Origin of the sequence: Streptomyces sp. NPDC048420, assembly GCF_040651535.1 — a bacterium.
Classification (GTDB): Bacteria; Actinomycetota; Actinomycetes; order Streptomycetales; family Streptomycetaceae; genus Streptomyces.
The window spans coordinates 87,048-100,242 of the sequence record NZ_JBEZKG010000010.1 but is presented as its reverse complement, the minus strand read 5'-3'; the positions used below and the strand labels follow the sequence as shown (position 1 = coordinate 100,242).

Below are 13,195 nucleotides of genomic sequence, written 5' to 3'. Positions count from 1 at the left end.
GGACACCATGGCAAGCACTCTGCGCAAGATCACCATGGCGGTGCTGGCCCCGGCGATGGCCATCGGCGCCACCGTCGGACTCGCCTCGGCCCCGGCCTCCGCCGCCGTCTGGAGCTCCTGCGACCAGTGGGCCAACACGAGCCTGAACGGCTACACGCTCTACAACAACATCTGGGGCTCCGGCGCCGGCAGCCAGTGCATCTGGGCCAACTCCGGCACCAACTGGGGCGTCAACGCCAACCACCCCAACACCGGCGGCATCAAGTCGTACCCCAACGCCAAGAAGGTGATCAACAAGTCGATCACCTCGCTCGGTTCGCTCTCCAGCAGCTACAACGTCTCGGTTCCGTCGTCCGGCGCGTACAACACGTCGTACGACATCTGGGACACCAACTACGACTACGAGATCATGCTCTGGATGAACAAGACCGGCGCCGTCGGTCCGCTGGGCACCTCGCAGGGCAACGTCACGCTCGGCGGTCACACCTGGACCGTCTACAAGGGCGACAACGGCTCCAACGCCGTCTTCTCCTTCGTCCGCACCTCCAACTCCAGCTCCGGCACGGTCAACGTCCTGCCCATCCTGAAGTGGATCAAGGACACCAAAGGCTGGTTCGGCAACGTGACCATCGGTGACCTCCAGTTCGGCTTCGAGATCACGTCCTCGTCCGGCGGACTGGACTTCGCGGTCAACAGCGAGAGTGTCAGCAGCAGTTGACCGGCTGGGGGTGGGGTTTCATCGGACTCATGCGTAACTCCACCCCCCTCAGGTCACCCTGATCGCCGCCGCCGCGTTGCCGTCATGCCGGGCAGCGCGGCGGCGGTCCCCACGCCCACGAGCCTCTTCCCCGTCGCGGACCTTTCCGCCGAACGCCTCGCCACCGCGGACCTCGTCGCCGCCGCCAAGTGGGGCACCGACAGCCCCATCGACGCCCCCGCCCGCGAACAGCAGGTCCTCGACACGGTCGCCGCGCAGGCCGGAGGCGAACAAGGTCGTCCAACGCGGCCTGTTCCAGCGCTGGACCACCCACCCCGACCAGGCCCCGACGACCAAGCCTGACTCGTTCCAGATCCACCACGAGAACCACTTGGACGCGCTGCACACCCGGGCCCTGATCCGCGCCTTGCCCTCAATCTGCCGCAACTGAACGTCTCTTTTGGGGGCGCGGGGAACTGCGCGACAAGCCACAACGGCGCCGCACCCGGCAAACGGCCTACCGCGGCACTTCCTGAATCGGCAACCGCGCCCCATCCCGCAGGAACAACGGAATCCGGTCCAACGGAGCCGCCACGGTCACCGAAGCCCCGCCCTCGTACGACACCCCCGTCCACGCATCGGTCCAGGACGACCCCGCCGGAAGATAAACCGTCCGGGCGGTCGCGCCGGCGGTGAGCACCGGCGCCACCAGAAGATCCGCCCCGAAGAGATACGCGTCGTCGACCCCCCAAGCCGCCTGATCCTCCGGAAACTCAAGGAACAGCGGCCGCATCGGAGTCAGCCCCTCCTCATGCGCCTCCCGCATCACCTGGAGAACGTACGGCTTCAACCGCTCCCGCAGCCGCAGGTACTTCTCCAGGATCGCGCCGGCCTCCTCCCCGTACGACCACACCTCGTTGGGCCCGCCCGTCATGTCCGGCCCCAGCTCCATACCCGGGTCACGGAACCCGTGCAGCCGCATCAGGGGCGACAGCGCGCCGAACTGGAACCAGCGGACCATGACCTCGCGGTACGCCGGGTCGTCCGGATCCCCGCCGTGGAAGCCGCCGATGTCGGTGTTCCACCAGGGGATCCCGGACATCGCGGTGTTGAGGCCGGCCGCGATCTGGTGCCGCAGGGTCGTGAAGTCGGTGCCGATGTCACCGGACCACAGGGCGGCACCGTAGCGCTGACTGCCCGCCCAGGCCGAGCGGTTGAGGGTGATGACCTCCTCGCCGGCGGCCGTCAGCCCCTCGTAGAAGGTGCGGGAGTTCTCCGAGGGGTAGCTGTTGCCGACCTCGAGGCCGGGGCCAGCCCAGTACCGCAGGTTCTCCTGGAAGCCCGGCTTGAGTTCGGGTTCGCAGGCGTCCAGCCAGAACGCCGTGATGCCGTACGGCTCCAGGTAGTTCTCCTTCACGCGCGACCACATGAACTCCCGGGCCTCGGGGTTCGTGGCGTCGTAGAAGGCCACCTGGACAGTGGAGGCGACTCCCTTGTCCGGCCAGTCGGCGTGCGCCATCGGGCCGTACTGCGTGCCGATGAAGTAGCCCCGCTGTTCCATGACCGGGTGGTTCTCGCTCAGCGGTGACACCGACGGCCAGACGCTGACCACCAACTTGATGCCCAGCTCGTCCAGTTCGCGGACCATCGCCGCGGGGTCGGGCCACTCGGCCGGGTCGAACTTCCACTCGCCCAGGTGCGTCCAGTGGAAGAAGTCGCAGACGATCGCGGAGATGGGTAGGCCGCGTCGCTTGTACTCCCTTGCCACGGAGAGGAGTTCGTCCTGGGTGCGATAGCGCAGCTTGCACTGCCAGAAGCCCGCCGCCCACTCCGGCAGCATCGGCGTACGGCCCGTCACCGCGCTGTAGCGGCGCTGACCGTCGGCCGGGGAGCCCGCGGCGATCCAGTAGTCGATCTGGCGGGCCGAGTCGGCCACCCAGCGCGTGCCGTTGTGGGCGAGCTCCACGCGGCCGATGGCCGGATTGTTCCACAGCAGGGTGTAGCCGCGGCTGGAGGCGAGGACCGGGATGCCGACCTCGGCGTTGCGCTGGATCAGGTCGAGGACCAGGCCCTTCTGGTCGAAGCGGCCGTGCTGGTGCTGGCCGAGGCCGTACAGCTTCTCGTCGTCGTAGGCGGCGAAGCGCTGCTCCAGGCGGTGGTGGCCGTTGCCGACGGCGGTGTAGAGCCGCGAGCCGGGCCACCAGAAGTGCGCGCGGGCCTCCGCGAGGAGTTCGGCGGAGTCGTCGGTGCGCAGGAAGCGGAGCTGGCCTTCGGCGTCGACGTGGACGGTGAGCGCGCCCACGGTCAACTGGGCTTCCCCGCCACCGATCTTGACGGTGCTCTCGGTGGCCGGCGGCTCGTCCAGCAGGGCGCCCGGCAGCCCTTCGAGGATCGGACCCCCGAGCCGGGCCCGCACCCGGACCGCGTCCGGGCCCCAGGGCTCGACACGTACGGTCTCCTGGCGGCCGCTCCACTCCAGCGCGCCGTCCCGCTCGCGGAAGGTGCCGACGGTGGGGGAGGACTGCGCGAGGCTGACCTTGGGCTGGATTTCGGCAGGCTGAGTCACGGAGGGTGCTCCTGAAGGGGAGGACAGACAAGGGGGTGCCCCGGCAGGGGCCGTGCAGGAGGTCTTGGGTGGCGAGGCTTCGGTCAGGACGCGGCCGGGCCGGTGCTGGACCGGACCGTCAACTCGGGCTCGATCAGGACGACTTCGTCCTCACCGCGGCCTTCCAGCTTGGCGGCGAGCCGCTCCACGGCGTGCCGGCCCATCTCCTGGGCGGGGATGGCGACCGAGGTCAGCCGCACCGAGGCCTGGACGGCGACCTGTTCGGGGCAGATCGCGACCACCGAGACATCCTCGGGAATGGCCCGGCCCTGCTGGCGGAGCAGCGCGAGCAGCGGCTCGACGGCCTGCTCGTTCTGCACGACGAAGCCCGTGGTGGACGGACGCTCGTCGAGGATGCGGGCGAGGGTCACGGCCATCGCGTCGTACCCGCCGTCGCACGGCCGGTGCAGCAGTCGTACGCCCAACTCCTGGGCACGCGACCGGAGTCCGTCGAGGGTGCGCTCGGCGAAACCGGTGTGGCGTTCGTAGACCGCGGGGGCCTCGCCGATGACAGCGATGTCGCGGTGACCGAGCTTCGCGAGGTGCTCGACGCACAGCGCGCCGGTGGCCCGGAAGTCGAGGTCGACGCAGGTCAGGCCCGAGGTGTCGGCCGGGAGACCGATGAGCACGGAGGGCTGGTCGGTGCCGCGCAGCAAGGGCAGCCGCTCGTCGTCGAGTTCGACGTCCATCAGGATCATCGCGTCGGCGAGCCCGCTGCCGGTGACACGTCGTACGGCGTCGGGCCCCTCCTCGCCGGTGAGCAGCAGGACGTCGTACCCGTGGGTCCGCGCGGTGGTGGCCACCGCGATGGCGATCTCCATCATCACCGGCACGTACATGTCGGTGCGGAGCGGGATCATCAGCGCGATGATGTTGGACCTGCTGCTGGCGAGTGCGCGGGCGCCGGCGTTCGGGTGGTAGCCGAGCTCGCGGATGCTCTCCTCGACCCGCTGCCGGGTGCTCGTTGAGATGGACCGCTTGCCACTGAGGACATAGCTCACCGTGCTCGCCGAGACTCCGGCGTGCTGGGCGACCTCGGCGAGGGTGACCATCCAGCTCTCCAAGCTTTGTGAAGCGCTTCGACAGTGCGCAGAACGAACATGGGCGGGTGAGGGTGGTTCGACAGTAGCTCCACCGGGGGTGGGTGTCCATAGGTTGTCGAAGCGCTTCGACAGGGACTTCCGGGAGCGCGGCGGACGGGGCGGTCGGGCCGCGGCATCCTGCCTACCACGACCGGCCGCGGGGGGCCATGGATCAGGGGCGGAGGAACCCGGCCGGTGGACCGGCCCGCACCGGATCGTCGCGGTGCCCGGCGAGGGGCGGGACGGGCGCCGTACATCTGGGAGGGGGCGTGCGCGGGCGGCCCGCGGCGGTGAGGTGCCGCGGGGCGAGTCGCTGGCGCGCCGCTTCCCGCGCGAGGCGCGGACGGCGTCGGCGGTGCGCGGACCCGGCGTCGCGCCGCTTCCCGGGTACGACCTCGACGGGCCCGTCCCCTGGACCGCCGCCGCACATCCGGCGGGCCCGAGTCCGGCCGAGACGGTGACGGAGCACGGGCCGTTCGCCGGGGCCGGGGCCCGGGCGCTGTCGGCCGAGCCGGCCCGCGCGGTCGCCGTGGTCCACGAGGCCGGACCGGTCCACCGTGACCTCAAGCCGTCCACCAACATCGCCCTGACCAGCCCGGGCGCCCGGATCGTCGACTTCGGCATCGCCCGCCCCGAGTACGGGCTGACCCTCACCCAGCCGGGGTGGCCCCGGCGACCCGGGGTCACGCGCCGCCGGAACAGGTCACCGGCCCCCGTGCGGGCCGACCCGGCCGCGGTGGGCTACCGGGTGGTCCAAGAGGACGCCGGCACCGACGACGTCCGGCTCCTCACCGACGGCCGCACCCGGTACGTCCTGCGCGGCAACCGCGTCCGTGCGGCCCCCTGACCCGACGGCAACCTTTCCGAAGCGGGCGGCCACCAGGGGACGTCACACGAACCGCCGCCCGGAAGGACCCCCCATGCAGCACCGCCGTCCCCGTCTGTCCAAGAAGGCGAAGACCCTCGGCTCCGCCGCGGTCGTCCTCGCGGCCGCCGCCGGCGTCACCGTCGCCCAGGCGGACGAGTCCGACAAGAAGTGCACGGCCTTCGACACGATCACGCTCGGCAAGTACTACGTGAACAACAACCTCTGGAACGAGGGCAAGTACACCGGCACCCAGTGCGTCTGGTCCAACTCCCGATCGGGCTCCACCATTTCGTGGGGCACCAACTACAGCCTGGCCAACAGCGCCACCGGCAAGGACTACGACGTGAAGTCGTACGCCTCCACCGTGCTCGGCTGGCACTGGGGCTGGAAGGTCGACAAGCCGTCCACCGGCCTGCCGATCCGCGTCGGCGACCGCAAGCCGGTCAGGACCAGCTGGGACTTCACCGTCAGCGCCAACCCCGGCACCATGAACGTCGCCTACGACCTGTGGCTGCACACCAAGAACACCGCCGACTGGCAGGACCAGCCCACCGACGAGATCATGATCTGGCTCAACCGCCAGGGCGGCGCGGGCCCCCTCGGCACCAAGTACGGCAGCGTCAGCCTCGGCGGCGCCATGTGGGACATCTACCAGGGCGACATCGGCTGGAAGGTCTACTCCTTCGTCCGCCAGGCCAACACCAGCAAGGCCTCGCTGAACCTCGACGACTTCACCCAGGCCCTCGTCCGCCGGGGGCTCCTGAGCAACGACAAGTACGTCTCCGGCATCGAGTCCGGCACCGAGGTCTTCAAGGGCACCGGACGACTGGACACCAAGTCGTATTCCGTCGACATCGGCTGAACGGCCGCGCGCGGGGTGGTGACCTCGCCCGGGATCAGGTACATACGATCGAGTAGCACCGGTCAGTAATACATCGGCCACAAGATCCCGATTCGCCACGAGGTGAGCCTGATGTCCGCACCGTCCACCAAGCCCGTCGTCACCGAGCGCGAGGCCCGCGAGGTGGCGGAGGCCGCCCGGGAGCAGGACTGGCGCAAGCCCAGCTTCGCCAAGGAACTGTTCCTCGGGCGTTTCCGGCTCGACCTCATCCACCCGCACCCGATGCCCCCGGCCGAGGACGCCCGGCGCGGCGAGGAGTTCCTCGCCCAGCTCCGCGACTTCTGCGAGACGAAGGTCGACGGGGCACTCATCGAACGCGAGGCCCGCATCCCCGACGACGTCGTCAACGGGCTCAAGGAACTCGGCGCCTTCGGCATGAAGATCGACACCAAGTACGGCGGCCTCGGCCTCACCCAGGTGTACTACAACAAGGCACTCGCCCTGGTCGGCTCCGCGAGCCCGGCGATCGGCGTCCTGCTCTCGGCCCATCAGTCGATCGGCGTACCCCAGCCGCTGAAACTGTTCGGCACCCAGGAGCAGAAGGAGAAGTTCCTGCCCCGCTGCGCCCGCACCGACGTCAGCGCCTTCCTGCTCACCGAGCCGGACGTCGGCTCCGACCCGGCCCGCCTCGCCACCACGGCCGTACCCGACGGGGACGACTACGTCCTCGACGGAGTGAAGCTGTGGACCACCAACGGCGTGGTCGCCGACCTCCTCGTCGTCATGGCCCGTGTACCGAAGTCCGAGGGCCACAAGGGCGGCATCACCGCCTTCGTCGTCGAGACCGACTCACCCGGCATCACCGTCGAGAACCGCAACGCCTTCATGGGCCTGCGCGGCATCGAGAACGGCGTCACCCGCTTCCACCAGGTCAGGGTCCCGGCCGCGAACCTCATCGGCAAGGAGGGGCAGGGCCTGAAGATCGCCCTGACCACGCTCAACACGGGCCGGCTCTCGCTGCCCGCCTCCTGCGTCGCGGCCGGCAAGTGGTGCCTGAAGATCGCCCGCGAATGGTCGGCGGCCCGCGAACAGTGGGGCAAGCCGATCGCCCACCACGAAGCCGTCGGCTCCAAGATCTCCTTCATCGCGGCGACCACCTTCGCCCTGGAGGCCGTACTCGACCTGTCCTCCCAGATGGCCGACGAGGACCGCAACGACATCCGCATCGAGGGCGCCCTCGCCAAGCTCTACGCCTCCGAGATGGCCTGGCTCATCGCCGACGAACTCGTCCAGATCCGCGGCGGCCGCGGCTTCGAGACCGCGGAATCCCTCAGGGCCCGCGGCGAGAAGGCCGTCCCCGCCGAACAGGTCCTGCGCGACCTGCGCATCAACCGCATCTTCGAGGGCTCCACGGAGATCATGCACCTGCTGATCGCCCGCGAGGCCGTCGACGCCCACCTTTCCGTCGCCGGCGACCTCATCGACCCGGAGAAATCCCTCTCCGACAAGGCGAAGGCGGGCGCCAACGCGGGCGTCTTCTACGCCAAGTGGCTCCCGAAGCTCGTCGCCGGACCGGGCCAACTGCCGAACTCCTACGGCGAGTTCAAGCGCGAGGTCGACCTCTCGACGCATCTGCGCTACGTCGAACGCACCGCCCGCAAGCTCGCCCGCTCCACCTTCTACGCCATGTCCCGCTGGCAGGGCCGCATGGAGTCCAAGCAGGGCTTCCTCGGCCGGATCGTCGACATCGGCGCCGAACTCTTCGCGATGAGCGCGGCCTGTGTACGCGCCGAACTCCTCTACACCACCGAGCCCCACGGCCGCGAGGCCTACCAGCTCGCCGACACGTTCTGCCACCAGTCCCGCCTGCGCGTCGAGGAACTCTTCGGCCGCCTCTGGAACAACACCGACGAACAGGACCGCAAGGTCGTCAAGGGAGTCCTGTCCGGCACCTACACCTGGCTGGAGGACGGCATCGTCGACCCCTCGGGCGAAGGCGTCTGGATCGCGGACGCGACCCCCGGCCCGAGCGAACGGGAGAACGTCCACCGGCCGATCCGGTGAGTGGCCCAGGGTGTCCTCCCGTGAGGGGGACACCCTGTCCGGCGGCAGAGGCTCCTGTCATCTCAGCGACTCTCGGGAAGCCCAGGGGCTCAGCCAGGAGGCTCTGGGCGGGGCGTCACAGCTCGGCCGCAGTCGGATCGACCAGATCGAGCGCGGTGTGCGTCCGGGTGTACGGCACGTGACCCGTCCAACCGACGGCCAGCACCTCAAAGGGGACGCGCTGTCCTCCTACACCGTCCTTACGGCCACAATGGAGGGATGAGCGACAGTCCAGCCCCTCTCGCCGACCCGCACCTGGTCTACGACCCCCTCGCGGGCGACGGCCCCAAGGACGTGGTGATCCTCGGCTCCACCGGCTCGATCGGCACCCAGGCCATCGACCTCGTGCTGCGCAACCCCGACCGGTTCCGGGTGACCGGGCTCTCCGCCAACGGCGGCCGGGTCGGGCTCCTCGCCGAGCAGGCCCACCGGCTCAAGGCGCGGACCGTCGCCGTCGCCCGCGAGGACGTCGTACCGCAGCTGCGCGAGGCGCTCAGCGGCCTCTACGGCACGGGCGAACCGCGCCCCGAGATCCTCGCCGGCCCCGACGCGGCCGCCCAGCTCGCCGCATCCGACTGTCACACCGTCCTCAACGGCATCACCGGCTCCATCGGCCTCGCCCCCACCCTCGCCGCCCTGGAAGCGGGCCGCACCCTCGCGCTCGCCAACAAGGAGTCGCTCATCGTGGGCGGCCCGCTGGTCAAGGCGCTCGCCAAGCCCGGACAGATCATTCCGGTCGACTCCGAACACGCGGCACTGTTCCAGTCCCTGGCGTCCGGGACGCGGGCCGACGTACGCAAGCTGGTCGTGACGGCGTCCGGGGGACCGTTCCGCGGCCGTACGAAAGCCGACCTCGCGCAGGTGACCGTCGAGGACGCCCTGGCCCACCCCACCTGGGCCATGGGCCCGGTCATCACGATCAACTCCGCCACCCTCGTCAACAAGGGTCTTGAGGTCATCGAGGCACACCTCCTCTACGACATTCCCTTCGACCGCATTGAGGTGGTCGTGCATCCCCAGTCGTATGTCCACTCGATGGTTGAGTTCACCGACGGATCCACGATCGCCCAGGCGACGCCCCCCGACATGCGCGGGCCGATCGCCATCGGCCTCGGCTGGCCCGAGCGCGTCCCCGACGCGGCACCGGCCTTCGACTGGAGCAAGGCGTCCACCTGGGAGTTCTTCCCGCTCGACAACGACGCGTTTCCTTCGGTCAACCTTGCGAGGCACGTGGGACAGCTCGCGGGCACGGCCCCGGCGGTGTTCAATGCGGCCAACGAGGAGTGCGTGGAGGCCTTCCGGGCCGGCGCGCTGCCGTTCAACGGGATCATGGAGACCGTGACCCGGGTGGTGGACGAGCACGGCACCCCGCGCGCCGGAACCTCGCTCACCGTCGCGGACGTCCTCGAAGCGGAGACCTGGGCGCGGACCCGGGCCCGGGAACTGACGGCACAGACGGCGGAGGCCCGTGCATGACGACCCTGATGTTCATCCTCGGCATAGGGCTCTTCGCCTTCGGCCTCCTGGTGTCGATCGCGTGGCACGAGCTGGGGCACCTGTCCTTCGCCAAGCTCTTCGGCATCCGCGTGCCGCAGTACATGGTCGGCTTCGGCCCGACGATCTTCTCGCGCAAGAAGGGCGAGACGGAGTACGGCATCAAGGCCATCCCCTTCGGCGGCTACATCCGCATGATCGGCATGTTCCCGCCCGGCGACGACGGCCGTATAAGCGCACGCTCCACCTCCCCCTGGCGAGGCATGATCGAGGACGCCCGCTCGGCCGCCTTCGAGGAGCTCCAGCCCGGCGACGAGAAGCGCCTCTTCTACACCCGTAAGCCCTGGAAACGCGTCATCGTGATGTTCGCGGGCCCCTTCGCGAACCTGATCCTCGCGGTGGCCCTGTTCCTCACGGTCCTCATGGGCTTCGGCATCTCCCAGCAGACCAACACGGTCAGCTCGGTCTCCAAGTGCGTGATCGCCCAGAGCCAGAACCGCGAGAACTGCAAGGCCTCCGACCCCGCCTCCCCGGCCGCGGCGGCCGGCCTCAAGGCGGGCGACAAGATCCTCGCGTTCAACGGCGTGCGCACGGACGACTGGAACAAGCTCTCCGACCTCATCCGCGCCAACCCCGACAAGACGGTCCCGATCGTCGTCGAGCGCGACGGCAAGGACGTCACCCTCACCGCGAAGATCGCCTCCAACCAGGTCGCCAAGAAGGACTCCAGCGGCCAGTACGTCCAGGGCGAGTACGTCACCGCCGGCTTCCTCGGCTTCAGCGCCGCCACCGGCATCGTCAAGCAGGACTTCGGCGACTCCGTGGTCTGGATGGGCGAGCGCGTCGGCGAGGCCGTCGACTCCCTCGCCGCACTCCCCGGCAAGATCCCGGCCCTGTGGAACGCGGCCTTCGACGACGCCCCGCGCGAGCCGGACTCCCCGATGGGCGTGGTCGGCGCGGCGCGGGTGGGCGGCGAGATCTTCACCCTGGACATCCCGCCGACTCAGCAGCTGGCCATGGCGTTGATGCTGGTCGCGGGCTTCAACCTCTCCCTGTTCCTCTTCAACATGCTCCCGCTGCTGCCCCTGGACGGCGGCCACATCGCGGGCGCCCTGTGGGAGTCGTTGCGCCGCAACCTGGCGAAGGTGCTGAAGCGGCCGGACCCGGGACCGTTCGATGTGGCGAAGCTGATGCCGGTGGCTTATGTGGTGGCGGGGATCTTCATCTGCTTTACCCTGCTCGTGCTCGTCGCCGATGTAGTTAATCCGGTCAAAATCAGCTGACAACCGGTCATTTTCTATCAAGATGGCAATTGGGCCTCGCCTTCCACCCGTGTAGCTCACACGAGTGAAAGGCGAGGCTTATTGGTACGGCGCAGGTCCGGGCTTCGTACGTTCTTGCTGTTCATGGGTGACCCCAGCGGTGCGCTAACACCCTGGGGTCTGGCCAGTCTGAGAGGGACTGACATGCAGCAAGGTACTGCGCCGTGCGCAGAAGACAAGAGCAGGTACTCCGAGGTGGTCGCCGTCGCCGCGTACATGCGGATCTCGACGGCGGAGCAGAAGCGAAGGTATGGAATTCCGGCTCAGGCCGACGCCATTCGGACCTTCGCGGAGAAACATCCGAAGTGGCGACTCGCGGGATCCTGGGAAGACCTCGGTGAGCCGGGATCGACAGCTTCGAGGCCTGGACTGAATGAGCTGCTCGCGGAAATCGCCGCAGGCCGGGTAAGCGTCGTACTCGCGTCCAGCCTTGACCGTTTGGGGCGGACTGAAGCAGCCATCTGGCGCTGCCTCTGGCAGATCGAGGATGCCGGGGCAGAGTTCGGGTGCTGCGACCAGGTGCTGGGGGAACCGGGACTCGGCCGGTGGCTCACCATCGACCGGCTGGCACAGGCGGTGGAGGTGGATTACTCCCGAATCGTCGCTCGAACGCAATCGGGTCGGCAGCTCCAGGCAGTTCACGGTGGTTGGCCGGGTGGTCCGGCTCCCTATGGTTACAGGATCAGCGGGAAGGGCGCCTTCGGATCGACTCTCCGGGTCGATCCGGATGAGGCAGCCGTGGTGAGGCTTCTGGCAGACCTTGTGATCGAGGGCGGCCGGACCCTCACTGACCTTGCCGAGGAACTGAACAGGCGAGGCATCCCCACCCGCAGCGGCAGGCGTTGGACGAGGGCGAACCTCCACCGGCGGCTGAAGAGCGCTGCGTTCAGCGGAGAGGCAGTCTTTCGCCGCTCCGATCAGCAATGGGGTGGCCATTGCACCAGGCTTGATGGCTCCGGACAGCCCGTGCATGGCGAGAGCGTGGTGATCCCGCTGCCGCCGATCCTCCCGACGGACCGGATCCGCGCCGTTCAACAAGGACTGGCCGAGCTGTCCCGGCCGCGCAAAATGCCCTTGGGGGACTATCCGCTCACCGGCCGAATCCATGGGCCGTGCGGGCGGGCCTACGTCGGGTGCTTTCGCAGCAATGACGGGGTGCGGACATACCGTTGTTCGGGATGGCAGGAAAAGGTTCCCTGTGGTTGCGCCTTTCTGCGTGCTGATCACGTCGAGCAACAGGTGGCGCGGCACGTCAATGCTCTGCTGGCATCCACGCCACCCCGTGCTCGGCCGATGCTGCCGGTCTCCTTCGAGACGCAAACGCGGCTGATTCTGCATGCCGGGCGGGTGAGGTCCCTGAAGGGGCTTGTCGCGCAGTGTGCTGAGGAACTGGACGCATTGCGGTGCGAGGCCCAGCAAAGTCGTGTCGTCGTTGCTGCGCTGCGGCAGATCGAAGCTGACAAAGGGGCGTTGGAGCGAGTTCTCGCCCATGCGCGGGACTGGCTGGTGGAGCTGGAGGCCCGAGTCCGCAGGGATGTCCGGCTTACTGCTGTCTTGGGGGCAGGCGCACCGGACATCCAGGCTCTGTCGCCTTCCGAACAACGGCGACTGATCGAGCAGCTCAAGGTGCGAGTCGAGATCACGGACCCGGAGTTCAGGTACCGCGAGGGGAGGAAGTGCTTGACCGTTCAGTGGCATGAGCGCACAGGGGTACCCGTACCTCCGGACCCCACGGACAGCCTGTGGGCTCGCATCGACGAGTTGCTGCGCTCCAGGTACGGGCCTCACCACTTCCGTTCGCCGCTCGATCTGCGAGCTGCCCTCACGGGGATGCTGCATCGTCTGCGCTCGGGGATCCTGTGGCGTGACCTTCCGGAGCGTTTCGGTGCCCCTGGAAAGGTTCGACTCCGGCAGCGAACCTGGTTGGCGGACGGAGTGTGGGAGGAGATCGTGCAGATCCTCGTTGAGGGGGGAGAGGGCACTCCTGTGCTGAGTCATGGAACCGCGCCGGAACTGTCCATCAGCTCGGGGCTCATCACCGAGGCGCAGCCGAGCATCTCGATCGGTGCCCGCGTGGTTAAGCCGGTCAGAATCTCCTAGCCATACGGCGTTGGCGGCGGCCCGGCATGCTCCATGCCGGGCCGTCTCCCATTGAGTGGGTTTGACGGCGCTGATGTGCTCGC

The 13,195-nt window shown here is 68.7% G+C and carries 10 protein-coding genes and 1 pseudogene; 9 read left to right on the top strand and 2 right to left on the bottom strand.

Annotation, left to right across the window (positions count from 1 at the left end; all coding sequences use genetic code 11):
• The first annotated feature begins 7 nt into the window (after window positions 1–7).
• Window positions 8–718 (top strand): hypothetical protein, encoded by a 711-nt coding sequence (locus tag AB0D34_RS19725; protein WP_362663067.1) that lies wholly within the window; start codon window positions 8–10, stop codon window positions 716–718.
• Between the two features lie 84 nt (window positions 719–802).
• Window positions 803–1,148: pseudogene (locus tag AB0D34_RS19720) on the top strand (hypothetical protein).
• Window positions 1,149–1,214: 66 nt separating this feature from the next.
• Here AB0D34_RS19720 and AB0D34_RS19715 read toward each other — a convergent pair.
• Both AB0D34_RS19715 and AB0D34_RS19710 read right to left on the bottom strand, forming a co-directional pair.
• Window positions 1,215–3,263, bottom strand: coding sequence for a TIM-barrel domain-containing protein (locus AB0D34_RS19715; protein ID WP_362663066.1), 2,049 nt, complete (start codon window positions 3,261–3,263; stop codon window positions 1,215–1,217).
• Window positions 3,264–3,346: 83 nt separating this feature from the next.
• Window positions 3,347–4,354: a LacI family DNA-binding transcriptional regulator gene (locus AB0D34_RS19710; protein ID WP_362663065.1), complete on the bottom strand. Its 1,008-nt coding sequence runs from the start codon at window positions 4,352–4,354 to the stop codon at window positions 3,347–3,349.
• A 325-nt stretch (window positions 4,355–4,679) separates the two neighbouring features.
• Here AB0D34_RS19710 and AB0D34_RS19705 point away from each other — a divergent pair, with 325 nt between their 5' ends.
• From AB0D34_RS19705 to AB0D34_RS19675, 7 genes are all read left to right on the top strand, one after another.
• Window positions 4,680–5,231: a hypothetical protein gene (locus AB0D34_RS19705; protein WP_362663064.1), complete on the top strand. Its 552-nt coding sequence runs from the start codon at window positions 4,680–4,682 to the stop codon at window positions 5,229–5,231.
• 73 nt (window positions 5,232–5,304) lie between these two features.
• A complete protein-coding gene (locus AB0D34_RS19700; RefSeq protein ID WP_362663063.1) occupies window positions 5,305–6,114 on the top strand; it encodes an endo-1,4-beta-glucanase in 810 nt (269 codons plus the stop codon).
• Between the two features lie 111 nt (window positions 6,115–6,225).
• The gene (locus AB0D34_RS19695; protein WP_362663062.1) at window positions 6,226–8,157 is read left to right on the top strand and encodes an acyl-CoA dehydrogenase family protein; all 1,932 of its coding nucleotides are present in this window, start codon (window positions 6,226–6,228) and stop codon (window positions 8,155–8,157) included.
• 10 nt (window positions 8,158–8,167) lie between these two features.
• Complete coding sequence (locus AB0D34_RS19690) at window positions 8,168–8,419, top strand: helix-turn-helix transcriptional regulator (RefSeq protein WP_362663061.1); 252 nt, start codon at window positions 8,168–8,170, stop codon at window positions 8,417–8,419.
• Window positions 8,416–9,672: a 1-deoxy-D-xylulose-5-phosphate reductoisomerase gene (gene dxr, locus AB0D34_RS19685; protein WP_362663060.1), complete on the top strand. Its 1,257-nt coding sequence runs from the start codon at window positions 8,416–8,418 to the stop codon at window positions 9,670–9,672. The genes AB0D34_RS19690 and dxr overlap by 4 nt, the downstream gene beginning before the upstream one ends.
• Before the next feature lie 8 nt (window positions 9,673–9,680).
• The gene (locus AB0D34_RS19680) at window positions 9,681–10,973 is read left to right on the top strand and encodes a site-2 protease family protein (RefSeq protein WP_362663504.1); all 1,293 of its coding nucleotides are present in this window, start codon (window positions 9,681–9,683) and stop codon (window positions 10,971–10,973) included.
• A gap of 234 nt (window positions 10,974–11,207) precedes the next feature.
• Complete coding sequence (locus AB0D34_RS19675; protein ID WP_362663059.1) at window positions 11,208–13,112, top strand: recombinase family protein; 1,905 nt, start codon at window positions 11,208–11,210, stop codon at window positions 13,110–13,112.
• Window positions 13,113–13,195: the final 83 nt, after the last annotated feature.

What these genes read in the sequence shown, in the direction of transcription:
- AB0D34_RS19680 (WP_362663504.1), top strand. Translation starts at nt 9,681, where the DNA reads ATGTTCATCCTCGGCATAGGGCTCTTCGCCTTCGGCCTCCTGGTGTCG.
- AB0D34_RS19710 (WP_362663065.1), bottom strand. Translation starts at nt 4,354, where the DNA reads ATGGTCACCCTCGCCGAGGTCGCCCAGCACGCCGGAGTCTCGGCGAGC.
- AB0D34_RS19725 (WP_362663067.1), top strand. Translation starts at nt 8, where the DNA reads ATGGCAAGCACTCTGCGCAAGATCACCATGGCGGTGCTGGCCCCGGCG.
- AB0D34_RS19700 (WP_362663063.1), top strand. Translation starts at nt 5,305, where the DNA reads ATGCAGCACCGCCGTCCCCGTCTGTCCAAGAAGGCGAAGACCCTCGGC.
- dxr (WP_362663060.1), top strand. Translation starts at nt 8,416, where the DNA reads ATGAGCGACAGTCCAGCCCCTCTCGCCGACCCGCACCTGGTCTACGAC.
- AB0D34_RS19695 (WP_362663062.1), top strand. Translation starts at nt 6,226, where the DNA reads ATGTCCGCACCGTCCACCAAGCCCGTCGTCACCGAGCGCGAGGCCCGC.